Below are 22,484 nucleotides of genomic sequence, written 5' to 3' on the forward strand. Positions count from 1 at the left end.
CGATTCACGACCGTGGCCTGCCCCGGCGTCAGCGCAGCGCCAGGACCAGCACTATCACCACCAGCAGCACCGCGTTGACGGTGATGAGCAGCAGCTTGATCGGCGGGCCGGACGCCTTCGCCGGCGCGGGGGCGCGAGCCGCCGGCTGACGCGCGGAGTTCGGCGTCGACCTCGGCTGCGCGGGGCGGGGCACCGCCACGCCCGGGTCCGCGACTGCGCGCCCCAGTTGCGGCGGTTCGACGACGGACGGCCCGGGCGGCTGCAGCTCGGTGCGATCGGAGCGAGCCGCCGGTATCGCGCCGTCGGCGATCAAGATCTCCGTGCGCTCGGGCCGATTGGCCACGAAGATCTCCGTCCGCGCTGCCGGTGCGTCGCCCGTGGATCGCAGGCGCGCCATCGGCTGCGGGACGAGCTCCGTCCTCGCCGCCTGCACGAACGATTGCGGGACGAGCTCCGTCTTCGCCGCCTGCGCGAACGATTGCGGCCAGACCTCCGTCTTCGCCCCCTGCGCGGCCGCCTGCGCGAACGACTCCGGCAGCATCTCCGTCCTCGCCGCCGGCGGGCGGTCCGGGTCCGACTCGGCCTCGGGGACGTCGATCCTGTCGGCGTCCGGCTGCACCAGCTTCGAGTACCTCAGCGAGCCAGCGCTGTCCGACGGCGTCGTCCCCGGGCGCGGCCGCGACCAATCGATCTCCGTCCTGTTGCTCGCGGAGGCGCTCGCTGACGAGTCGACGCTCGCAGCCGGTCGTGACTGCGGCGGCGTGACGGCCAGCGGTTCCAGCGGCGGCAACAGCGACCCGCGCCGCGGCGTGGTCGCGTTCGAGCGCGCAGGGCTCGGCGACCCCGACAGCTCCAGCGGCGGCAACAGGGGCCCGCGCGGCGTCGGGGACGCGCTGGGGCGCGCCGGGCTCGGTGACTCCGGCAGCTCCAGGGACGGCAGGACGGGCCCACGTGGCGGCGTCGGAGATGCGCTGGAGCGCGCCGGGCCCGACGACGCCGGCCCCGGTGTGATTCCCTCCGGCGAGGCCGACGCGATCGTCCGCGCCGGCGACGGCAGCTCCATCGTCGTCGCTCCGCCCGGCGGCGTCGACACGATCGATCGCACGGGCAGCTCCATCGTCGACTCCGGGCCCGGCGACGTCGACACGATCGATCGCGCGGGCAGCTCCATCGTCGACTCCGGGCCGGGCGACGTCGGCACGATCGACCGCGACGGCAGCTCCATCGTCGTCGCTCCGTTCGGCGGCGTCGACACGATCGATCGCGACGGCAGCTCCATCGTCGTCGCTCCGCCCGGCGGCGTCGACACGATCGATCGCGCCGGCGTGGGCGCTGCGACCCCGCCCGGCGGAGCCGACACGATCGACGGGCCTGGCGACGGTGTCGACGGCATCGGCGCTGCGACTGGCGACCCCAAGCTCGAGCGCCCGAGGCTCGGCCCCGCGATCACGGGGGCAGGCGCGCTCGGCGAGCCGGGCAACACCGGCAGGTCGCTGCGCGAGAGGTCGGCCTCCGACGCTTCGCTCGTCGGAGCCTCGGCGGCCGCAGGCGTCGCCCGAACCACGGGCGCCGACAAAGACACCGCGGGCGCGGGTCCGAGGCCGAGCGCGTCGCGCAGCGCCTCCCGCAGCTCGCCCATGTCCGCGTAGCGCTGCCAGGGCTCGACCGCCAGCGCCTCGGCGAACAGATCGTCGACGGCTTGCGGCACCCCCGGGACCAGCGACCGCAACCGCGTCGGCATCCGCGGCGACGGGCGCTCGCCCGCGATCAGCTCGAACAGCACCGACGCCAGCGAGAAGACGTCGCTGCGAACATCGCCGCGAGCCTTGGCCTGTTCGGGCGCACGGTAGCCGCAGTCGTCGGGCCGACCGGCGCTCGGCTCGAGCTCGCCGACGCCGAAGTCGAGGATCACCAGCTCGTCAGCCTCGGTGAGGACGAGGCGCTGCGGGACGAGGGCCCGATGCGGGACCCCGAGCGTCGCGTGGGCGGCCCCGAGGATCGCCGCGGCCCGCTCGCCGAGGCGGAGCGCCCGCTCCCACAGCGGCGCGGCCTGCTTCTGCCACGCCGGCGGACCGCCCTGGCGCAGGCGATCGAAGCTCCAGCCGACCGGCGGATCGGCGAGGCAAAACAGCGGATCGGGCGGCGCCGCGGGGACGTTGCGCAGCGGCACGACGCCGGGCAGCCCACGCTCCGTCGCCGCAGCGACGACCCGTGTCAGCTCGGCCCACGCGCCCGGGGTGCACGCGGACGGATCGAGCAGCACCAGCACGAGCGGCCTGGCGGACCCTTCGGAGGCCGTGAACACGCGCGCGGGGCCGCTGCCGCGGAGGAGCGCGCTGAGCTCGAAGCGGCCGGCGAAGCGTTGGCCGACGGCGGGTGCGAAGGCTTCGGGCACGGGCGCTCGCGGCTCAGCAGTTGATCTTCACCAGCTTACCGTTGAGGATAAGCTGCTCCGAGGCGAGGACGCTGATGTTGCCGCCCGCGGCCAGGGTGATGTTGGCGGTCGCCGACACCGCGACGCTGCCCTCGGCGATGATGAACACGTCCGGCCCGTTCAGGACGATCCGCGCGGCCCCGCTGGTGACCTTGTAGAACGTGTCCTGCATCGTCGTGCCGGTCGCCGGGACGGTCGGCGGGGGCGTCGACGCCTGGGCGATCGTCACCGAGTGCACCGCGCCGACCAGGCACGAGTCGTTGTTGCCGATCGTCGTCGTGCGGTTGGAGCCGACCGACGTGGTGAGGTTGGAGCCGATCGTCTCCGTGCAATCGACGCCGACGTTCTCGGTCAGGTTGTTGAGGATCTCCGTGTTCCAGTCCTTCTGGGCGTGCAGGAAGATCTCCTCGGAGCCCTTGCGGTCCTCGAAGCGGAGCTCGTTGAAGCCGCCGCCGCCGGGCGAGCTGTCGCTCTTGATCGTGCTCTTCGTCTTCTCGGCCGGCAGCGGGTACGGCGTGTCGTTGCCGCCGTGGTAGATGCGCCCGATCACGATCGGTCGGTCGGGGTCGCCCTCGATGAAGTCGACCAGCACCTCGTGGCCGATCCGCGGCAGGAACATCGCGCCCCAGCCGTTGCCGGCCCACGCCTGGCTGACGCGGACCCACGTCGTGCTCGTCTCGTTGTGCAGGCCCTCGCGGTCCCAGTGGAAGTGCACGCGCACGCGGCCCTCCGCGTCGGTGTGCACCTCCTCGCCCTCGGGGCCGACGACGGTCGCGGTCTGCACGCCGCGCATCACCGGCCGCGGGGTCCGCCGCGCCGGGCGGAACGGCAGCCGCAGCTCGGTCACCGTGAAGCGGTTGCGATACTCGCTCACGCCCGCCTCGTCCTGGCCGAGGGTCTGCGGCTGAGTGCCGGTGTGCTCGACCTGGACGATGCGGTACTCGCCGTTGAGCTCGTGCTTCGGGTGGCCCGCGAGGGTCAGCGTCCGCCCCGCGGACAGCCGCGGGCAGTCGCTCGTGCCGGAGCCGAACCTGCGGTTCGACTGCAGCTCCTCGAGCCGCGTCTTGGCCAGGAATTGGCCCTGATGCGGGCCGCCGCGCCCCGGCTCCTGGTACTCGCCGGGGAAGTCGTAGACCTCGAGGTCGGCGTTGGCCCGCCCCGTCTCCTGCGCCTCGAGCCCGAGGTCGGGCTGATGGAGGTTGTAGTCGCGCAGCGAGAACTTCCCGGGCCGCATGCGCCCGCCGAACCGGAACTCGAGGATGTGCTCGCGGTCCTGGATCGCGCCCATCGGCGGGTTCCAGTCGAGCGTCGGCGTGCCCTCGATCGGCACGTGCGCCTCCGGGCGGTCGGCCATCAGCAGGACGTGCCGCTCCTCCTCGTGCTTGAAGTAGAAGAAGATCCCGTCCTCTTCGAGCAGCCGGCTGACGAACGCGAGGTCGCTCTCGCGGTATTGCACGCAGTAGTTCCGCGGCCCGTATTGGGCGGACAGATCGAAGGCGAAGAAGTCGCGCGGGATGCCGGCCGCGACCAGCACGTCGGTCACGATCTGCTCGGTCGTCTTGTCCTGGAACACGCGGCAGCCCTCGCGCAGGGCCAGCTTGTGGACCTGCGGCGCGATGGTGAGCTCGTAGAGCTGGTGGCTCCGCGTCTGCCCGACGTACTCGGCCTCGATCACCATGCCGTGGACCAGCCGCGGCGCGTCCAGGCCGCGGATCTCGAGCAGCGCCGGCTGCCCGAGCAGCGTCTCGGGGTCGAGGTCCAGGTCCGCGACCTCGACGTGGAACTCGAACAGGCTCGAGATGGCCTCCCGCCCGGCGAATCGGACCACCCCCATCGGCGTGCCCGCGACCTTCAGCTCGAATACGGTGAGACTTGTATTGTCGACAGTCATACGTAGGACGAGCGGGAGCGCTCCGCATTCGGAGGTTACACCCGCCGCGGACGCGAGGTCAAACGTGCGCGCGGGCGAACGTGAACGGTCGATCACGAATATGAGTAGTCACGGGACGAACGATTGCGCGCAGGCCCGCGCGCCCGCGCGCTGAGCTCGGCACGCAATCGCGCCCCGCCGCGGCGCATGACTCGGCCGCGTCGGGCTGATATCGTGGCCGCTGCGCGCGACCCGGCGCGATATGGCGACGACATGAAGACAGACGAGACGATGAAGGACTTCGAGGAGACGTCGGCCGGCGAGGGCATGATCCTGCCGATTCCGAAGACTTGGGGCAAGCAGGCGATCGTCGCATTCACGAACGGCCACGAGGGCGAGGAGGGCGCGAGCGTCGTCGTGCGCGTCGAGACGATCGACGCCCGGACGAAGCTGACGCGCTTCGTCGACGGCCTGATGATCGAGCTGGCGCGCACGTTGCCGGGGTTTTCGCTGATCGAGCGGCGCGACGCCAGGCTCGGCGGACAGCCGGCGCTCGAGATCGAATTCACGTGGACGGCCCAGGGCGTCGTCTACCGCCAGACCCACACCAGCGTGATGTACTCCCCCGGGCAGGTGGCGTGCGTGATCACCTCGGCCGCGCAGCGCCGCCTGCCGGAGTTCAAGGCGACGTTCGAGGCGGTGCTGCAAGGCGCACGATTCGTGCCGGCGGGGAAGTGACATGAGCGGGGCCGCAGTCGCACGCGTCACCGATCCGATCGAGCACAGCCCGGGGCTGCTCGGGTTCGCCGTCGGCGCGGTGGTCGGCGCCGTCGCGGTGGTGGCGATCGCGGTCGCCACCGCGGCGACCGGCGGCGCCGCCCTCATCGCCCTGGCCGCCGCGGGCGCGGTCGGCGGCGGCATCGCCGGCGAGCTGCTCGCCCGCGCCTTCGGCTCCAACATCACGACCGGCGCCCTGTCGCAGGGCTACGAGGACGTGCACGTCAACAACCTGCACATGGTCGCCGTCGGCAAGAAGTGCGAGCCGTGCTGGATACCGATCGTGTTCCCGCACGGCGAGACGATCGTCGTCGAGGGCAGCGGCACGGTCCTCGTCCACTGCGCGCCGGTCACGCGGGTCGGCGACCAGCTGCTGTGCGACGCGATCGTCGGCGCCGGCTCGCCGAACGTGTTCGTCGGCGGCCCCAAACACCGCGTCAAGGGCACGGAGAAGGGGCTGCTCGACTTCCTGCTGCCGCGCCTCGGCTTCGTCATCACCGCGACGACGATCGCCGTCTTCCCGGCGTCGGCGCTCGGCTCGCTGGGCGCGGTCGGGCTGTACCAGGCGGACTACGGCACCTACAAGGGGATCAACACGGCCGTCGGCAACGCCCTCGGCATCGACCCCGGGTACGCCGCGATCGGCATCGAGCTCACCATCGGCATGTTCGGCGGCGCCGCGGCCGGCAAGCTGCCCCGCGTCGGCTCGTGGAACGCGACCAGCTCCGTCGCTCGCTCGCAGTCATGGCAGCGCTACCTCGCCAAGAAGGCCGCCGAGGGCAAGACCCCCTGGTCGTACCAGAGGTGGTCGCAGAACTGGACGCACCTGGTCGGCAAGCAGGGCGTCCGACCGGGCACGACGCGCAACCAGCGGCTCAACAACGTGATGACGTCGTTGCTGTCGGCCGGCCCGCTCGAGCTCGGCTCGCCCGACCTGCTCAGCGCGATCAACTCGGCGTTCCAGAAAGCGATGGAGATCAAACCTCCCGAGGGCCACGACTGCGACGCTTCGTGGCATGCTCCGGCGCCAGGATGAGCCGCATGCCGCACACGGACGACGACGAGATCGACGATATCCTCGAAAAATTCATCGTCGAGGCCGACCTGGCCGGATCCTGGCTGGAGCGCCACTTCATGCCGCCGCGGCTGATGTTCTGGCGGCAGAAGCTCGACTTCAGCCGCGAGTCGCTGGCCAAGCTGACGCCGGTCATCGCCGAGACGCTGGCGCCGACATCGCCGCCGGACGCGCTCGAGGAGGTGGCTCGCCGCGTCGCGCAATACCTCGGCGAGACGATCCAGGCCCACGCCCGCTCGTTCTGGCAGCGGACCGACGGCCGCTTCGAGCTCCGCATCGAGCGCGCCACCGGCCGCGTCGACGTGCTGGAGATCGCCGAGCCGATCGCCCGCCTGATCCTCGCCGTCCGCAGGGACGACCCGAAAGCGGCCGATCTGCTCGGAGAAGTGTTCGACGACGCGGTGCGCGACGGCGCCCCACCCATCGAGCGCTGAGCTCGCGGCCGGCCGAGGCCGCGGTGCGCGAAATATCGAGACCATGACGCTGCCGTGATTGCAGCGGCGATTCATACGACCCGCCGTCCTTCACGAGCGGGCGATCATTTGCGCAATCGCCGGAGCACGCGCGGCGACGTCCCGGCGGCGAGCCAGCGCTTGCCGTCCTTGGCGAACATCACCGATCCCGAGCGCCGCGGCTCGGCGATCGCGGGCCCTTCCGCCTCGCTCGCGGCGACGGAGCCCGAGAGCACCGTCCGCAGGCGACGCCGGCGCTGCCGGCTGTCTCGCCGCTTGTCCTGCTTCTCGCTGGTCGCCGCGCTGACGCCGATCACCGGGCGTCGCTTGTACGAACGTGCCATCGTCCGTCGGCCTGCGTCCTGTCCCCAGGAACATGTCCCGAAGCTCACCCTCCCGCAGTGGCCAGTAGCGCCGCGTCGGCGACCGGCTGGAGCACCACCCGGGCCAGCCCGCGCAGCAGCGGCTCGCGGGCGATCACCCGCGCGAGCGGCGGGCTGTGGGCATAATAAAAGCGGATCAGGTCGACGCCGGTCGGCGTGGTCTTCAGATAATCGTCGCGGAACGCTCGCAGCGCCGCGACCTGGGCCGCCCACGGCGCGCCCCAGGCGGCGGTGGCGAGGAAGCAGAAGGTGTCGACGGTCTGGAACTTCTGCGCCTCCGTGGTGATCTGCGCCATCACCAGCGGGCTGCGGTTGGTGCACGCGTCCTCGTAGCGGACCCCGAACTGGTAGGTGTAGTCGGCCCACAGCTCGCCGACCTCGACCGTCACCAGGCCCTCGGTGACGTTCAGCTCGGCGGCGGCGAAGCTCGACTGGTGGGCCGCGCCGAGCAGGTCCTCCGTCAAGCTCGCGCTGCTGGCGATCGAGAACACCTGGACCTCCTTGAGCGCGATCGTCGGGTCGGCGGGCGGCGGCAGGCGGAAGCTGACCTGCACGCGGTCGAACGACTCGCCCACCAGCACGAGGTCCTCGACCGGCACCAGCGCCTGGACCTGCGCGCACGAGCCCCAGCCGTCGCCCGGATCGTCCCCGGTCGTGCTGCCTGCCCCGGTGGCGCCGCCCGTGTCGCTGTCGCTGCCGCTGTCGCTGTCGCTGGCGCTGCTGGTGGTGCCGCCCTCGCCGGGGCCGCCGTGCGAGTAGACGCCCCAGCGGAACGTCTCGCCGTTCTTCGTCATCACCTGCAGGCGATCGGCGCCGCTGCCGTCGGCGGCGCTGATGGTCGCGTCCGGCGGGTGGAGCGTGCCCGTCGCGCCGTCCCAGTCGGCGTAGCCGGCGTAGTCGGAGGTGCCGCGGAAGCCCTTGGTGTACGGGTCGAACGGCACCGCGTAGACCACCGACGGCTGACCGAGGTACTCGACCCCGTAGGCCGAGAGGTCGGGATCGACGTAGTGGTCGTTGTCGCGGTCGAAGCTGTAGGCGGCGTTCTCGTCGGCCTCGACGCCGATCTCGAGGTATGCGGTGAGCGGCGCCTCGGCCATCGCCTCGGGCCGCACCAGCACCGTCACGAAGGTCGCCTGGTCGCCGGGCGGCGTCGCGGCGGTGACCGCGTCGAGGTCGTTGAGCTCGGCGTAGGTCTGGATCTCCTCGGCGTCGACCGCCGGGTCGTACATGAGGATGTCGTTGCGCGGCGGGTACCAGCTGATGTCGCCGCCCGGGTCGAACTGCCCCTTGTCGGAGTTGAACACCTTGGGCGACGGGCAGGTCATCGTGTCGACCGAGATGGTCTCGTGCTCGGACGGCGACAGCGGGCGACAGAAGTAGGGCTCGTCCGACGAGGTGTTCTCGTGAAAGCCGAGCGAGTCGAGGTCGCCCGGGTCCTCGTCGTGCAGGATGATCTTCGGGTACGTCTTGCCGCGCCGGTGGGCCCACACCGGCAGCACCGACACGCGCGGCCCGTACGGCGCGCGCCAGCTCGACAAAAAATTCCAGATCCCCGGCCGGTTGCCGATGCCGTACTTGCCGACCGCCTGGGTCACCATCACGTCCTGGACGTACTCGCCGTTGGCGTCCTCGAGCCAGACGGCGATCTGGGCGCCCGGGACCGGCGTGAAGTGGAACTCGACCAGCACCGGCTCGTCGGCCGCGGCCGCGCGGGAAGCCGGCGTCAGGCCCAGCAGGAGCGCGGCCAGCGGGAGCATGGGCGAGCGCGGCACGAGGCGACGATAACACAGCCCGCCCTCGCATCGCCGGCCGCGACGAGGTGCGTCGCGCAGGTCGCGGCGCTGCGCAGTGGAGCCACGAGCGCCACGCACTCACGCGCGCAGCCTGCGAGGCCCGCTTTGCGAATCATGCGAACGAGGTCGCGCGAGCGCCTGCGGTTCGCGTCAGAACCGCAGCATCCACGTGAGCCCCGCCGAGCGCGGGCCGAACGTCGGCGCCACCGCGAAGCGATCGGCAGCGCGGCGCTTGAGGCCGACCGCCAGCATCGCCGCGCCGGCGGCGAGCAGCGCCGGCGCCAGGATCACGCCGACAGTCGCCACCGCCGACGACGAGCGGCCGCGGCCGTCGATCTGCGCACATTCACCGGTCGGGTCGCTGGGCGGACAGGCGTTGACTGGATCGTCGTATTGGCGCTCCGCCTCGCGCGCGCGCACGAAGCCGCCGACGAACATGCCGAGGCTGGCGAGGCCGAGGCCGAGCGACACCCCGCCGCCGATCGTCAGACCTCGCCACGGCCGGGTCGGCGCCGGCGCGTCGATCGGGTCGCTCGGGACGGACGACGGTCGCTCCGACTCCGGCTCCGGCGAAGGCTCGGTGGGCGCGACCGCGGCGTCGCTGGCGGCCCGGAACCGCTCGCGCGTCTCGACCACCGGGGCCGACAGCGCCTCGCCCGGATAGGCCGCGGTGAATTGCTCGGCGTAGGCGTCGAGCACCGCCAGGCCCTCGCGCACGATGTCGAGGCCGGCGCCGTTCTGCACCGACTTGCGGTACGCCTCGGCGATGTAGCCGTAGACCGCTGCGCGGTTGTCCTTGTGGTCGGGCGTCTCGCGCAGGCGCTCGACCGCGGCGCTCCACGTGCGCGCGGCCGCCAGGTACTCGCCGCGATTGAACTGCTCCTGCCCCTCGCGGAAGCCGAGGTCGAACTTCACCAGGTCGTCGGCGGGAGCCGGGGCCGCGACGACGACCGCCGGCCCGAGCGAGAGCGACGCGCACAGGGGCCAGGCGAGGAGCAGACCCTTGCGTCCTCGCACGCGACTGCGTTGCATGTCGCGAAACCTAGCACATCCGCCCGCGCGCAGCGGACGCGGCACCGTGCCTCGAGATCGCGCCGCGCATTAATGCGCCTCGGCGCCCGCGTTGATGCGGTACGCGCATTGGTGGTAGAGAGCCCGGAATGGTGCCTGACCGCGACGCGCAGGTGATCGGCACGGTGCTCGAGAACCGCTATCGCGTGCTCGAGCCGCTCGGCCGCGGCGGCATGGGCGACGTGTACCTCGGCGAGGACACCCGGCTGCGCCGCCGCTGCGCCCTGAAGATCTTGCACGCGAAGCTGGCCGAGGACCGCACCAGCGTCGAGCGCTTCCTGCGAGAGGCGCAGATGATCGCCTCGCTCGACCACCCCCACATCGTCGACATCTACTCGTTCGGCGAGGAGCCGTCCGGGCTGGTGTTCTTCGCCATGGAGCTGCTGCAGGGCGAGGACCTCGACGCCCGTCTGCGCCGGCGCGCCGCGCACCCGTTCACGCCCCACGACGCCTGCGTGTGGGCGATCCAGATCGCCCGGGCGGTCGCCTGCGTCCACGACAGCGGCCTCATCCACCGCGACCTCAAGGTCTCCAACGTGTTCCTGGCCCGCCGGCGCGACGGCGAGGAGATCTGCAAGCTGCTCGACTTCGGCATCGCCCGCGCCGAGGACAGCTCCGAGCTGACCGAGACCGGCGTCACTCTCGGCACGCCGAGCTACATGTCGCCGGAGCAGATCCGCAACGCCAACCTCGACCGCCGCAGCGACATCTACTCGTTCGGCGTGGTGCTGTTCAAGCTGCTGACCGGGCGCGTGCCGTTCACCGGCGAGCCGATCCAGGTGGCGATGCAGCACTGCGAGACCACGCCCCCGGCCCCCTCGAGCGTCGCCCCGGCCGCCGGTATCTCGCCGGCGCTCGACGCCCTTGTCCTCAAGGCCATGGCCAAAAAGCCAGGTGACCGCTTCCAGTCGATGCAGGAGATCGGCCAGGCGCTGGCGGAGCTGCTGCAGCGCGAGGCCCCTGCGCTCGCGCCGGTCGCCGCCGCCCGCCCGCCGTACGACGCGCAGACGTCCGTGAGCCAGCCCGTGCCGACCGCGCCGGCCAGCAGCGGCGCGGAGCGGGTCGCGCTCGCGTCGGCGCCCGCGCTCGCGCTCGACGCCGCCACTCCCGGCCAGGGCGCGCAGACCAGCCCTCCGACGGTGGCCGCGTCCCCGCAGCCGCGCCGCTCACGAACGCTGCCGGCGCTCGCCGGCGCCGGCCTGCTCGCCGCGGCCGCAGTGGCGTTCGCGCTCACCCGCGGCGACGCGCCGCCGTCCCAGCCGCAAATCGTCGCACCACCGCCGGCGCCGCCGACGGCCACGCCGGCCGCGTCCCCCGAACCTCCCGCGCAGACCAAGACTGCTCCGCCGCCCCCCGTCGAGCCGCAGCCCGAGCTCGAGCCGCCGCCGCAGCCCGAGGCCGCGACCTCCAACGAGGCCCTCCCGCCGCTCGAGCCCGAGGTGACGCCCGCGCCCGCCGTCGAGAAGAAGAAAATCATCAAAGCGGCGCCGCCGGCCGACCCGCTGAAGCAGGTCGAGCGCAAGGCCCAGAAGTGCCGCAAGGCCCACGGCGCGCTCGACGGGCCGAAGATCGTCGTCGACTACGCCGTCGGCCTCGACGGCAAGGTCACCCGCTCGGTGCCCTCGGTCCATGACGCCCTCGGCAAGTGCCTGGCCGAGGCGGTCCTGTCGACCCCCTTCGAACCCAAGCTGGCGCTCGGCCGCAAGATCTCGCTGTGACGAGCTGACCTCGAGGGCATTACCTCGAGGACATTATCTCGAGGACATGTTCTAAAGGACATGCCGCGAACGGCGGGCCGAAACCTCCGCGTCGTCCCGCCGCAGACGCGGCCGCGTGACCCGCGGCTTGCCCTCCCGACAGCGGCCGGTCGGCATCTCGCCCACGCCGCGGGTCGCGGCCCGATGGGCGGGCGCTCCGCGGGATCGATATGGCCCGAGGGACATGTTCAGGCGGGCGAGTGCCCCGCCGGGATCGCGCGAGCGCACGCGGTCACGATCGATATGGCCCGAGGGACACGCGCGAGCATGCTCGCCGACGTGCTCGAGCGGGCCCGCGGGCGCGGCGCCTCTCACTTCTCTGTCTGTTTAGTCGAGCCGCCCCGTCAGGACTGGGCCTGCGCCCGTCGGCCGGTGCGCGGCTCTTTCTTGCGGGTCGGCGTCGCGCGAGCCTCGGCGATCAGGGCGTGGGCGTGTTCGCGGGCGCTGGTGGTCACGCGCGAGCCGCCGAGCATGCGGGCCAGCTCCTCGACGCGCTCTTCGTCGGACAGCTTGACCACGCGGGTGATCGTGCGGCCCGCCTGGGTGTGCTTCTCGACCCGGAAGTGGGCGTCGGCGAACGCGGCGATCTGCGGCAGGTGGGTGATGCAGAGCACCTGGCGCTGGCGCGACGCCACGTACAGGCGGCGGCCGATCGCCTCGGCCACCGCGCCGCCGACGCCCGCGTCGACCTCGTCGAACACGTAGGTCGTGACGCTGTCGCCGGTCGACAGCACGCTCTTGACCGCCAGCAGCACGCGCGACAGCTCGCCGCCCGAGGCGACCCGATTGAGCGGCGCGACCGGCTCGCCCGGGTTGGCCGAGAACATGAACTCGACGCGGTCGAGCCCGCGCGGCCCCAGCTGCCCCGGCGCCAGCTCTTCCACCCTGGCCTCCAGCCGCGCCCGCGGGATGTGCAGCGCCGCCAGCTCGGCCTCGACCGCGCGCGCCAGCCCCTCCGCGGCCGCTGCTCGGCGCGCGTGCAGCTGCTTCGCGCGCTGCAGGCACTTGCCCAGCAGCTCCTGCTCGCGGGCGTCGAGCGCCTCGAGGTGCGAATCGGCGTGCTCGAGCTGCGACAGCTCCTCGCGCATCGCGGTCAGCTTGGACGGCAGCGCCTCGAGGTCCCCGCCGTGCTTGCGCTTCAGCGTCTCGAGGTCGTGCAGGCGCTCCTCGACCTGCTCGAGGTCACCTGGCTCGAAGGACATCTCGTTGGCGAACCGGGCCGCCGCCGCCGCCGCCTCCTCGCACGCCACCTGGGCCGCGATCAGCTGCTCCTGGATCTCCCCCAAAAGGCGCGAGCTGTCGGCCCCGCGGCGGGCCTCGTCGAGCAGGATCGCCAGGCGCCCGGCGATCGCGTCGTCGGACTCGTACAGCACGTCGTGGGCCTGGCGGGCGAACGCGGTCCAGCGGTGGGCGTCGCGCAGCAGCAGCGTCCGCTGGCGCAGCGCCGCCAGCTCGCCCGGCTCCGGGTTGACGCGATCGATCTCCTCGATCTGGAAGCGCAGGAAGTCGGCGCGCGCCGCACCCTCGGCCGCGCGACGCCGCAGGTCCGCCGCCGCCTGGGCCGCCGCTTGCCACTCGCGGTACTGCTCGGAGTAGGCCGTCGTCTCGGCGTCGAGGCCGGCGTAGGCGTCGAGCAGGTCGATGTGGCGGGCCACGTGCGTCAGCGAGTGGTGCTCGTGCTGACTGCAGATGTCGATCAGCTGCTCGCCGACCCGCTCGAGCATCCCCTGGGTGGTGAGCACGGACTGGACCACCGAGCGCCCGCGGCCGGCGCGGCCGACCACTCGCTCGAGCACCAGCGCCTCGCGGCCCTCCTCGATCCCCAGCTCGTCGAGCGCCGGCGCCAGCCGCCGCAGCGAGCCGGCGTCGAGCTCGAACTGCGCGCTGGCCCGGGCCGCGTCGGCCCCCTGGCGCACGATCTCGGCCCGCCCGCGGGCCCCTCGCAGGAGCGCCAGGGCGTCGACGATGATCGACTTGCCCGCGCCCGTCTCGCCGGTGAGGACATTCATCCCGCGCCCCAGCTCGAGGGCGACGTCGTCGAGCAGCGCGAGCCCGCGGATGTGCAGATAACTGAGCACGACGGCGCTATAGCATGCGCACAGCCGCGCGTCAGCGCGTCAGCGCGTCCGCCCGCCCATACCGGCGCTCCAGCCCAGCTTGGTGGCCAGCACCCGGAACACGCTGTACTCCGGGGGGCACAGGCGCAGCGGGTCCGGCGCGGCGTCGATGACCATGCGGTCGCCGAGCTCGAGCGACACGCTGGTCTGACCGTCGATCGTCAAGAAGGCGCCGCCCTCGACCGGGCCCTCGTAGGTGATCTCGATCAGCGACGCGGCGTCGACGACCACCGGCCGGTGCGTGAGGCTGTGCGGACAGATCGGCGTGATCGTGAAGGCCGTCGCCGAGGGGGCCACGATCGGGCCGCCGGCGGCCAGGTTGTAGGCCGTCGAGCCCATCGGCGTGCACACGATCAGGCCGTCGGCCTTGTACGTGGCCATGAACTGCCCGCCGACGTCGGTCGCCAGCGACAGCAGCCGCGGGAACTCGCCGTGCTTGATGTACGCGTCGTTGCAGGCCGCCTCGCGCAGGAACACCCGGCCGCCGCGCTGCAGCTCGACCTGCATGCGCAGCCGCGGCTCCCACGTCAGCTCGCCGTGGACCGCCGCGGCCAGCCCGATCTCCCCCTGCTCCGCCTGGTACGCGGTGAGGAAGCCGAGGTCGCCGAGGTTGATCCCCAGCACCGGCACCCCGGCCTCGGCCGCCCACCGGCTGGCGCGCAGCAGCGTGCCGTCGCCGCCGAGCGCCACCACCAAATCACAGTCCTCGGCCAGCCCGTCGCAGTGCGGCACGACCTCCGCGCCCTCGCGCCGCAGCGATTCGGCGCCCTCGCCCTCGGTCAGCGCGCACACCTTGACCCCGACGGCGTGCTCACGCAGCCAGCGGGTGGCGTTGACGGTCGCCTCGAACGCCCGCGCTCCGTCGCGCGGATAGAGGAGGACGCGGCGGACCGCGGGGATCGGCACACGCTTCGACATCAGTCGTCAGGCGAGTAAAGGTAACCCTGGTGCTGGAACAGGCAGATCTTGCCGCCCTGCTCGCGCCGGGCCCGCTCGAGCGCCGCGTCGACCAGGTCGAGCAGGTCCTGCAGCGAGCGGGTGTCCTTGTTGGGATAAAACGACACCCCGATCGAGACCGAGAAGCCGTGGGTCGCGGCGGCGCGGGCCGCCGAGGGGTGGAGGAGCGGCCGCCGGGCCTCGCGCGCGACCCGCTCGGCGACCGTCAGCGCCCCCGGGAAGTGCGTGTTCGGCAGCACCAGCAGGAAGCCGCGGTCGTCCGTCCGGTGCACGAGGTCGATCTTGCGGACGTTGCCCTCGATGATCGCGTGCAACGCCGGCGTCAGCTCGACCGCCGGCCGCGCACCCTCGCCGCCCTCGTCGACCTCGATCCGCAGGCAGGCCAGCGGGTCGCTGTAGCGCTCGGCCCGCTCGAACTCCTCGCGGAGGCGGCGGCGGAACTCGTCGGGCGCCAGCTCGAGCCGCCGCGCCCGCGGGCCGTCGCCCTCGGCGCCCTCGCCTTGCGAGAACTGCGCCCGCGTCCGCAGCAGCACGTCGATGCGCGCGCGCAGCTCCTCGGGGTTGTAGGGCTTGCCGAGGTAGTCGTCGGCGCCGCTGCGGAGGCCCTCGACGCGGGCGTTGACCGAGTTGCGGGTGCTGACCATGAGGACCGGCAAGAACCCGCTGGCCTTGGCCTTGAGGATCCGGCACACCTCGAGGCCGCCGATCTTGGGCATGACCACGTCGAGCATGACCAGCGCCGGGCGCTCCCGGTTGTACAGCTCCAGGACCTGCTGGCCGTCGGTCGCCTCGACCACCACGAAACCCGCCTCGGTGAGCACCGAGCGGGCCGTCGCGCGCTCCCCCGGCGAATCGTCGGCGACCAGGATCTTCACGCCGGAGCTGGATGGGGCCGCCGTCACGCCGTTCAGCTTACCTTCAGGCCCGCCGGGCCGTGTCCTTCGGGCCCGCGGGGCCGAGGGGGTTGTGTCTGCCCGGAAACCACGAGCCCCAGTATGTCCGAGTCACCGGCGTGGGCCCAGCCCTCCCCGCGCCGGGGGCCCCGGTAGAGATCGCCCATCCGCCGCCGCCGCCCGGCATGTGAGTCTGAGCCCGAACCTCGCGCCGCGTCCCTGCTGGGAGCCTCGCAGGCGACGCCCACGCCGCGACCCGCGCTTGACAGCCCCGGAGTGCTCGCGTATCCATCCCCGGCCCATGGGTACGCACTACCCCAATCCCGCCGATATCCGCCGCGACTGGCTGCTGATCGATCTCACCGGTCTCACCCTCGGTCGCGCTGCGAGTCAGATCGCCAACATCCTTCGCGGCAAGCACAAGGCCACGTTCACCCCGCATCTCGATGTGGGTGACTTCGTGATCTGCGTCAACGCCGACAAGGTCAAGCTCACCGGCGACAAGCTCGACAAGAAGTTTTACTACTTCAACTCGGGCTTCCCGGGCGGCATGAAGTCCGCCTCGGCGCGCACCCTGCTCGGCAAGAAGCCGGAAGAGCTGATCACCATCGCCGTGCGCCGCATGCTTCCCCGCTCGCCGCTGGGTCGTGCCACCGTGAGCAAGCTCAAGGTGTTCGCGGGGCCCGAGCACAATCATCAGGCGCAGCAGCCCAAGCCCTACAAGCTCCCGTTCTGACACTCCAGCACCCACGGTTCGTCTCATGGCCAAAGACACGATGAAGTACTACGCCACCGGCCGCCGCAAGAGCGCGGTCGCCCGCGTGTGGCTGTTCCCCGGCGAAGGCAAGATCCTGATCAACCGCCGCGAGGCCGACAGCTACCTCTGCCGCCCGACCAACCTCAAGCTCATCGAGCAGCCCCTGGTCGCCGCCGGTAGCCGCGAGAAGTACGACGTGTGGGCCACCGCCAACGGCGGCGGTCTGTCCGGCCAGGCCGGCGCGATCCGTCTCGGCATCGCCCGCGCCCTTCTGCAGGTCGATCCCGAGGCCCGCAGCGCCCTCAAGAGCTCCGGCTACCTCACCCGCGACTCCCGCGCCGTCGAGCGCAAGAAGTACGGCCGCGCCGGCGCCCGCCGCCGCTTCCAGTTCAGCAAGCGCTGAGCCCCACCCCGGCTCGTACCCCTTCGAGAGCGGAGCTTCACAGCTCCGCTCTCGCTGCTTTCGGCTGCTGCTCACGACTCGCGGCCCAGCCCCGCGAGCGGCTCGCTTCGAGGCTTCGACCAGCGCATCGCCGGCATCAGCTGTCTCTCGAGCCAGACCACCCACGAGCATACCGCCGAGCGTCGCCTGTCTCTTGGGTCAGCCTTCTGACGAGCACGCTGATCTGCAGCGACCAGCGCATCGTCGAATCCACCTGTCTCTCGGGCCAGCTTTATGTCGAGCGTGCCGGTGTTCTGCGCCGACCAGCGCATCGCCGACGTCATCTGTCTCTCGAGCCTTCCGACTCGCCGGCTCGCCCTGCATCGCCGGTCGGACGCATGGCCCACCCGCCTTGTCGCGTATCCGCGAGCGAGGCGGGTGCGTGCGGAAGAACCCGGCATCCCTGGGCCAAGCGAATGAGCAGGAGCTCGGTCCGGGTCTCTGCGCATCGCCGGCCCTCGGCCAGCGTCGCAAATTTCACATTCCATCGCGACAGCCACCGCGAGCGAGCCTCGCTCGGAGTGCTGCGCATCAACCACCCGCGCCCTCGCTGTCTCCCGCCGGCGACCACCTCATCGCAGGCTCGCGCACTACGGACTCGGCCGACCCCTCTCAAGCCATGTCACAAAAGACATGTCCTTCGAGCCATCCTCGCACGACAGCGGATCGTCGCTCCGCGACTGTCCCATCGACCTCGGCTCCGAAGCCATGATCATGCACCCGCCCGGCGCCCGCTTGACGGAGGTCCGCCCAGCGAGGGGGATCGCCTCCGCGAGGAGGCCCTTTCGCCGGTCACGCCGACGTCCTCCGCGTCCTCAATTGGGATCCCGCCGACCTCTCGCGACAAAGCTGCCTCCCCTCGCTGCGACGGCCGCCTTGCCGACCGCCGCCGTGCTCCGCTACCTCGCGGCCTGGCGCCGTCGCCTTCCTGGTCGCGCCCGCGGCCGCCGTGCGACGCGTCGACCGCTCCTCGCGACGACGGCGGCCTTGCAGACCGCCGCCGTGCTCTGCTTCCCGCGTGGGCCTATCAATCCACGTCGAGGTCGCCGTCGCCTTCTTCGTGGCGCCGGCGGCCGCGGCCCACGCGTTTCTTCGCGCGGGCCTCGTCCTCTTCGCGGTCACGTCCGCGGTCGCGCTCGCGGTCGCGACGACCGCGGCCCTCCGCGGGGGCGGGTGCGGGTGGCGGCGCCGGCGCGAAGTTTCGCGCGGGCGGGCCGCCGCGGTCATAGCTCGGGCCCGAGTCGAAGTTGCGAGGCGGGCGCCCCTGGCCCGCGGGGGGGCCGGAGGGGCGGGGGGAGAAGCCGCGGTCGCCTGCGGGCGCCTCGCGTGGCGGCTGGGCGCGCGAGTCGGGCGCGCCGCGGTCGTTGAACGGGCGGCCGGGTCCGCCTGGGCGTGGGCCGTCGGCCGAGCGTGGCGGCCCATCGGGACGCGGCCCGCGGGGCTTGTCCTCGGCGATGCTGACGCGGATCTGCCGCATGTCGAGCGCTGCGCCGTCCATTGCTTGCATCGCCGACTCGCTGTCGGCCGGGTTTTGGAACGCGACGAAGCCGAAGCCACGCGAGCGTCCGGTCTCGCGGTCCGTCACCACCTTCGCCTCGACCACCGTGCCGAAGCGACCGAATGCGGCTCTCAACCCCTCGTCGGTCGTGTTCCAGCTCAGGCCACCGACAAATAATTTCCTCGCCATTCGCTCTCTTCGCCCTGTCGCGCGTGCGCGCGGCGCCTCCACTTCGGATGCTGCTCGCGATCCATGTCTCTGTCAATCCGCGCCCGGTCTCGCGGCGCGACGCCGGATGCAGCCCGCGCCACAAGCGGGGCCGAAATGTCGTACAACCCCACGGCCCCCACGGCCTGCGGCCCTGAACTGCGTCACGCCCCCGCGCCCGGCGCCGGCGCGCTCCCTCCCCGGACGGCACCCGCTTCATGTTCTTCTCACGCCACGAAATGATCCTCGCGGCCCTGGAGACGCCGCGCCTGATCGAGCTCGCTCGCGTCCTCCAGATCCCCGAGCCCGCGCAGCGCCAGCGGGGCCAACTCATCGATCTGCTCTGCACCGCTCGCTATGACCAGTTCCGCGGCTTCCTCGAGCGACTCAGCGTCCTCGAGCTGCGCGAGATCTGCGAATTCGTCGGTCTCCGCGAGGCTTACGGCGATCCGGCCGACCTCATCGATCGCCTGCTGTTCATCGAGCGCCGCTCGCCCCCGCCCCCGCCCGCACCTGCGGCTCCGGGGGCCCCCGCGCCTCCGGCTGCAGGCGCACCGGGGGCGCCGCCGAAGCGACGCGGCGCCAAGACGCAGGCCCGCGGCGAGCTCGGCTTCGAAGCCACCTTGTGGCAGGCCGCCGACCGCCTGCGCAGCAACATGGACGCGGCCGAATACAAGCACGTCGTGCTCGGCCTCCTCTTCCTCAAGTTCGTCGGCGAGGCCGGTCCGCCGCTGCGTGCCGCGGGCGCCAAGCCGCCGCCGACGCGCGGCTTCAAGGTGCCTGCGGCGGCGCGCTGGGACACGCTGCTCGGCAAGGCTCGCTCGCCGCTGCTCGGCCGCGACCTCGACCAGGCGATGGCCGCGATCGAGGCCCAGAACCCGACGCTGCGCGGGATCCTGCCGCAGATCTACCAGCGCCCCGGCCTCGAAGCGGCGCGCCTCGGCGAGCTGCTGCACTTGCTCGACGACATCCCCGATTTGGGGTCCCAAGGCCGCAAAGCCCACGACGTCCTCGGCCGCGTCTACGAATACTTCCTCACCTGCTTCGCCTCGGCCGAGGGTCGCAACGGCGGCCAGTTCTACACCCCGCCGAGCGTCGTCGGCCTGCTGGTCGCCCTGCTCGCGCCGACGCGCGGCACCATCTACGACCCCGCGTGCGGCTCGGGCGGCATGTTCGTGCAGAGCGAGCGCTACTTCGAGGAGCACGGCGGTCACCGCGGCGAGCTCAAGATCGTCGGTCAAGAGTCGAACCCGACCACCTGGCGGCTCGCCCGCATGAACCTGGCCATCCGCGGCATCGAGGGCGACCTCGGAGCTGAACCTTCGGACAGCTTCATGCGCGACCTGCATGCCGACCTGCGCGCCGACTACATCCTCGCCAACCCGCCGTTCAACGCGCGCGCCTGGGGGGCCACCGCGCTGGCCGAAGACCCGCGGTTTTGCTTCGGCCTGCCGCCCGACGCCAACGCCAACTTCGCGTGGGTGCAGCACATCCTCTACCACCTTGCGCCGAAGGGCCTGGCCGGCCTCGTGCTCGCCAACGGCTCGCTGACCGTCGGCGGCCGCGAGGGCGAGATCCGGCGCCGGATCGTCGAGGCCGACCTGGTCGACGGCATCATCGCCCTGCCCGCCCGCCTGTTCTACAGCACCGCCATCCCCGTGTGCCTGTGGCTGCTCGCCCGCGACAAGGCCAGCGGCCGCGACCGCCGCGGCAAGATCCTCATGATCGACGCCCGCGACATGGGCGCGATGCTCGACCGCACCCACCTCGCCCTGCGCCCCGAGGAGCTGGCCGAGATCGCCGGCCTCTACCACGCCTGGCGCGGAGCACCTGCCCCTGAGGGCATGTCGCAAAAGCCATACGCCGACGTGCCCGGCCGCTGCTGCGCCGTCGACCTGCCGACCCTCGCCGAGCACGAGTTCATCCTCGCGCCGACGCGGCACGTGCGACCGGCCGAGGCGGCCAACGCCGCGCCGGACTTCGCCGAGCAGTTCGCCGCGCTGCGCCGCGACCTGCTCGACCAGATCGATCGTGCCGCCGCGCTCGACCGCGAGATCGCCGACGCGCTCGCGCGGGTCGAGGTCCCGTGAGCGCGCCGGCCCACTGGGTGCGCTGCACCCTCGACGCCATCAAGGCAGACAGCGACAACGCGATCGCCGGCGGCCCGTTCGGCTCCGACCTCACCCAGGCCGACTACGTCGACGACCCCGACGGCGTGCCGGTGATCCGCGGCTGCAACCTCGGCCACGGCGAGCGGCGCTTTTACCCGGACGAGCTGGTGTTCGTGCTCCCGAGCAAGGCCGACGCCCTGCGGCGCTCGCAGGCCTGTCCGGGCGACGTCATCTTCACCCAGCGCGGCACCGTCTCGCAGGTCGGGCTCGTCCCCGACGACCTGCCGTGGCGGCGCTTCTTGCTGTCGCAGAGCCAGATGAAGCTGACCTGCGACCCAGCGCGCGCCGACCCCGAGTACGTCTATTACTGGTGCCGCTCGCCCGAGGTCCAGCGCTACGTCGAGAACTGGACCATCGCCGCCGGCGTCCCGCACACCAACCTCAGCACCCTGCGCCAGACCCCGCTGCTGCTCCCGCCGCTCGCCGAGCAGCGGTCGATCGCCAGCGCCCTCTCGGCCCTCGACCGCCGGATCAGCCTGTGCGACGACCAGCGGGCCGTCCTCGTCCAGGTCATCGACCTGCTCTTTCGCACATGGTTCATCGACCATGCGCCGACCGCCGACAAGGAGAACGGCCTGCGCCACCCGACCGTCGACGAGGCGCTCTACAGCCGCCTCGCCCCGGCCTTCACCGTCGAGGGCGACCGCCGGTTCCCGCTGGCCTACCGCCTGCTCCCGCTGACCGAGCTGGCCGAGTTCCAGAACGGCAGCGCGTTCGGCATGACCGACTTCAGCCCCGCCGGCGAGGGCCTGCCGATCATCAAGATCGGCGAGTTGAAGCAGGGCATCACCCGCCAGACCCGCTACTGCGTCGGCCGCGACAACGCCCGCCGCATCGACCGCGGCGACCTCCTGCTGTCCTGGTCCGGCAACCCCGACACCTCGATCGACACCTTCCTCTACTTCGGCGGCCCCGCCTGGCTCAACCAGCACATCTTCAAGGTCGCCACCAAGCGCCCCGAGGACCGCGCCTACCTGTTCGGCCTCCTGCGCAGCCTCAAGCCCCGGCTCCTCGCGTTCGCCCGCGCCAAGCAGACCACCGGCCTCGGCCATGTCACCCTCAAGGACATGCGCACCGTCGTCGTCGAGTATCCGCCGGTGATGATGCGCGACGCCTTCGACGCCCTCACCGCCCCCTACTTCGCCAAGATCGGCGCCTGCGACGAGCTCCGCGCCTCGCTCGTCGCCACCCGCGACGAGCTGCTGCTCCGCCTCATGTCCGCCGAGGCCCGCCTGCGCCCGTGAACGGGGCATCGGGGCGACATGTCCCCAAGGGCATGTCGCGCCTCGCGCCCCGTCTGCGCCCGTGAGCGGGGCCCGCGAGCGACATGTCCCCGAGGACATGTCGCGCATGGCCCGGCGTCGCCGCTCCCCTTGGCCCGCAGCGCGCGACCAGGGTATCGTGGCCCCATGCACGCTCGCGGAGGCTCACCGATGGAGAAGCTCGTACGGATCTGCGCCCTCTTCAACGCGAGCATGATCGCCGCCTTCTTGATCCCCGGGTTCTTGCCGCTGCTCGGCATCGTGCCCCCGCCGTCGCCGTTCTGGCTGTGGCTGCCGTCCCTGCTGGCCCTGTTCAGCGCCCTCGTGCTGTGGCTGTCCGCCACCGATCTGCGCCGCTACGGCACGTTCCCCTACTGGAGCGGGTGGAGCCGCATCAGCTTCTTCTTCCTCGCCTTCAGCCTCGACTTCCCCGCCACCGCCGGCCGGATCGTCGCCCTGATCGCCGTCGTCGACATCGTGCTCGGCCTCGCCTGCGTCCTCGGCCTGCCCCGCGCCACCGGACGCACCCCGCTGCAGCTGCTGATCGGCCGCGGCGCCGATTGACGCG

The 22,484-nt window shown here is 72.1% G+C and carries 19 protein-coding genes; 9 read left to right on the forward strand and 10 right to left on the reverse strand.

Annotated elements, in window-relative coordinates:
- Window positions 1-28: 28 nt before the first annotated feature.
- Together OV090_RS12010 and OV090_RS12015 are read right to left on the reverse strand one after the other, a co-directional pair.
- Window positions 29-2,395 (reverse strand): hypothetical protein, encoded by a 2,367-nt coding sequence (locus tag OV090_RS12010; RefSeq protein WP_267703736.1) that lies wholly within the window; start codon window positions 2,393-2,395, stop codon window positions 29-31.
- 13 nt (window positions 2,396-2,408) lie between these two features.
- Complete coding sequence (locus tag OV090_RS12015; RefSeq protein ID WP_267703737.1) at window positions 2,409-4,325, reverse strand: type VI secretion system tip protein VgrG; 1,917 nt, start codon at window positions 4,323-4,325, stop codon at window positions 2,409-2,411.
- Window positions 4,326-4,577: 252 nt separating this feature from the next.
- Between OV090_RS12015 and OV090_RS12020 the strand changes: the two genes are divergently transcribed.
- From OV090_RS12020 to OV090_RS12030, 3 genes are read left to right on the forward strand one after another with little or no spacing between them, the layout of a single operon-like run.
- A complete protein-coding gene (locus tag OV090_RS12020; protein ID WP_267703738.1) occupies window positions 4,578-5,042 on the forward strand; it encodes a DcrB-related protein in 465 nt (154 codons plus the stop codon).
- A gap of 1 nt (window position 5,043) precedes the next feature.
- Window positions 5,044-6,117 (forward strand): PAAR domain-containing protein, encoded by a 1,074-nt coding sequence (locus tag OV090_RS12025; protein WP_267703739.1) that lies wholly within the window; start codon window positions 5,044-5,046, stop codon window positions 6,115-6,117.
- Window positions 6,118-6,122: 5 nt separating this feature from the next.
- Complete coding sequence (locus OV090_RS12030) at window positions 6,123-6,590, forward strand: hypothetical protein (protein WP_267703740.1); 468 nt, start codon at window positions 6,123-6,125, stop codon at window positions 6,588-6,590.
- Between the two features lie 104 nt (window positions 6,591-6,694).
- Here the strand turns inward: OV090_RS12030 and OV090_RS12035 are convergent, their stop codons facing one another.
- From OV090_RS12035 to OV090_RS12045, 3 genes are all read right to left on the reverse strand, one after another.
- Entirely contained in the window at window positions 6,695-6,952 is a 258-nt protein-coding gene (locus OV090_RS12035; RefSeq protein WP_267703741.1) for a hypothetical protein, read from the reverse strand.
- Window positions 6,953-6,996: 44 nt separating this feature from the next.
- Entirely contained in the window at window positions 6,997-8,763 is a 1,767-nt protein-coding gene (locus OV090_RS12040) for a CFI-box-CTERM domain-containing protein (protein ID WP_267703742.1), read from the reverse strand.
- Window positions 8,764-8,934: 171 nt separating this feature from the next.
- On the reverse strand, window positions 8,935-9,816 hold the full coding sequence (locus tag OV090_RS12045; protein ID WP_267703743.1) for a hypothetical protein: 882 nt from the start codon (window positions 9,814-9,816) through the stop codon (window positions 8,935-8,937).
- Between the two features lie 128 nt (window positions 9,817-9,944).
- On the opposite strand from OV090_RS12045, the gene OV090_RS12050 reads away from it, so the two are divergent.
- Window positions 9,945-11,573, forward strand: coding sequence for a serine/threonine-protein kinase (locus tag OV090_RS12050; protein WP_267703744.1), 1,629 nt, complete (start codon window positions 9,945-9,947; stop codon window positions 11,571-11,573).
- 383 nt (window positions 11,574-11,956) lie between these two features.
- Here the strand turns inward: OV090_RS12050 and recN are convergent, their stop codons facing one another.
- The 3 genes from recN to OV090_RS12065 are packed head-to-tail and all read right to left on the reverse strand — an operon-like array spanning window position 11,957 to window position 15,588.
- Window positions 11,957-13,690 carry a DNA repair protein RecN gene (gene recN, locus OV090_RS12055; RefSeq protein WP_267703745.1) on the reverse strand — a complete coding sequence of 578 codons (1,734 nt, stop codon included), beginning with the start codon at window positions 13,688-13,690 and terminating at the stop codon, window positions 11,957-11,959.
- A gap of 39 nt (window positions 13,691-13,729) precedes the next feature.
- The gene (locus OV090_RS12060) at window positions 13,730-14,647 is read right to left on the reverse strand and encodes an NAD(+)/NADH kinase (protein ID WP_267703746.1); all 918 of its coding nucleotides are present in this window, start codon (window positions 14,645-14,647) and stop codon (window positions 13,730-13,732) included.
- Window positions 14,647-15,588, reverse strand: a complete 942-nt coding sequence (locus OV090_RS12065; protein ID WP_267703747.1) for a response regulator — start codon at window positions 15,586-15,588, stop codon at window positions 14,647-14,649. Before OV090_RS12065 ends, OV090_RS12060 begins: the two co-directional genes overlap by 1 nt.
- Window positions 15,589-15,880: 292 nt before the next feature.
- On the opposite strand from OV090_RS12065, the gene rplM reads away from it, so the two are divergent.
- Window positions 15,881-16,315, forward strand: a complete 435-nt coding sequence (gene rplM, locus OV090_RS12070; protein ID WP_267703748.1) for a 50S ribosomal protein L13 — start codon at window positions 15,881-15,883, stop codon at window positions 16,313-16,315.
- Window positions 16,316-16,340: 25 nt separating this feature from the next.
- On the forward strand, window positions 16,341-16,739 hold the full coding sequence (rpsI, locus tag OV090_RS12075; RefSeq protein WP_267703749.1) for a 30S ribosomal protein S9: 399 nt from the start codon (window positions 16,341-16,343) through the stop codon (window positions 16,737-16,739).
- A 71-nt stretch (window positions 16,740-16,810) separates the two neighbouring features.
- Here rpsI and OV090_RS12080 read toward each other — a convergent pair whose 3' ends face one another.
- On the reverse strand, window positions 16,811-17,062 hold the full coding sequence (locus tag OV090_RS12080; RefSeq protein WP_267703750.1) for a hypothetical protein: 252 nt from the start codon (window positions 17,060-17,062) through the stop codon (window positions 16,811-16,813).
- A gap of 743 nt (window positions 17,063-17,805) precedes the next feature.
- Window positions 17,806-18,507: a hypothetical protein gene (locus OV090_RS12085; RefSeq protein WP_267703751.1), complete on the reverse strand. Its 702-nt coding sequence runs from the start codon at window positions 18,505-18,507 to the stop codon at window positions 17,806-17,808.
- 194 nt (window positions 18,508-18,701) lie between these two features.
- Here OV090_RS12085 and OV090_RS12090 point away from each other — a divergent pair, with 194 nt between their 5' ends.
- The 3 genes from OV090_RS12090 to OV090_RS12100 all read left to right on the forward strand — a co-directional run bounded on the left by OV090_RS12090 (window position 18,702) and on the right by OV090_RS12100 (window position 22,480).
- Complete coding sequence (locus tag OV090_RS12090; protein ID WP_267703752.1) at window positions 18,702-20,573, forward strand: class I SAM-dependent DNA methyltransferase; 1,872 nt, start codon at window positions 18,702-18,704, stop codon at window positions 20,571-20,573.
- Window positions 20,570-21,898, forward strand: a complete 1,329-nt coding sequence (locus OV090_RS12095) for a restriction endonuclease subunit S (RefSeq protein ID WP_267703753.1) — start codon at window positions 20,570-20,572, stop codon at window positions 21,896-21,898. The genes OV090_RS12090 and OV090_RS12095 overlap by 4 nt, the downstream gene beginning before the upstream one ends.
- A 165-nt stretch (window positions 21,899-22,063) precedes the next feature.
- The gene (locus OV090_RS12100) at window positions 22,064-22,480 is read left to right on the forward strand and encodes a hypothetical protein (RefSeq protein WP_267703754.1); all 417 of its coding nucleotides are present in this window, start codon (window positions 22,064-22,066) and stop codon (window positions 22,478-22,480) included.
- The last annotated feature ends 4 nt before the right edge of the window (window positions 22,481-22,484 follow it).

It is taken from the genome of Nannocystis sp. RBIL2, from assembly GCF_026626745.1.
Lineage (GTDB): Bacteria > Myxococcota_A > Polyangia > Nannocystales > Nannocystaceae > Nannocystis.

What these genes read in the sequence shown, in the direction of transcription:
- OV090_RS12015 (WP_267703737.1), bottom strand. Translation starts at nt 4,325, where the DNA reads ATGACTGTCGACAATACAAGTCTCACCGTATTCGAGCTGAAGGTCGCG.
- OV090_RS12020 (WP_267703738.1), top strand. Translation starts at nt 4,578, where the DNA reads ATGAAGACAGACGAGACGATGAAGGACTTCGAGGAGACGTCGGCCGGC.
- OV090_RS12025 (WP_267703739.1), top strand. Translation starts at nt 5,044, where the DNA reads ATGAGCGGGGCCGCAGTCGCACGCGTCACCGATCCGATCGAGCACAGC.
- OV090_RS12030 (WP_267703740.1), top strand. Translation starts at nt 6,123, where the DNA reads ATGCCGCACACGGACGACGACGAGATCGACGATATCCTCGAAAAATTC.
- OV090_RS12035 (WP_267703741.1), bottom strand. Translation starts at nt 6,952, where the DNA reads ATGGCACGTTCGTACAAGCGACGCCCGGTGATCGGCGTCAGCGCGGCG.
- OV090_RS12045 (WP_267703743.1), bottom strand. Translation starts at nt 9,816, where the DNA reads ATGCAACGCAGTCGCGTGCGAGGACGCAAGGGTCTGCTCCTCGCCTGG.
- OV090_RS12050 (WP_267703744.1), top strand. Translation starts at nt 9,945, where the DNA reads ATGGTGCCTGACCGCGACGCGCAGGTGATCGGCACGGTGCTCGAGAAC.
- OV090_RS12060 (WP_267703746.1), bottom strand. Translation starts at nt 14,647, where the DNA reads ATGTCGAAGCGTGTGCCGATCCCCGCGGTCCGCCGCGTCCTCCTCTAT.
- rplM (WP_267703748.1), top strand. Translation starts at nt 15,881, where the DNA reads ATGGGTACGCACTACCCCAATCCCGCCGATATCCGCCGCGACTGGCTG.
- rpsI (WP_267703749.1), top strand. Translation starts at nt 16,341, where the DNA reads ATGGCCAAAGACACGATGAAGTACTACGCCACCGGCCGCCGCAAGAGC.
- OV090_RS12080 (WP_267703750.1), bottom strand. Translation starts at nt 17,062, where the DNA reads ATGACGTCGGCGATGCGCTGGTCGGCGCAGAACACCGGCACGCTCGAC.
- OV090_RS12090 (WP_267703752.1), top strand. Translation starts at nt 18,702, where the DNA reads ATGTTCTTCTCACGCCACGAAATGATCCTCGCGGCCCTGGAGACGCCG.
- OV090_RS12100 (WP_267703754.1), top strand. Translation starts at nt 22,064, where the DNA reads ATGCACGCTCGCGGAGGCTCACCGATGGAGAAGCTCGTACGGATCTGC.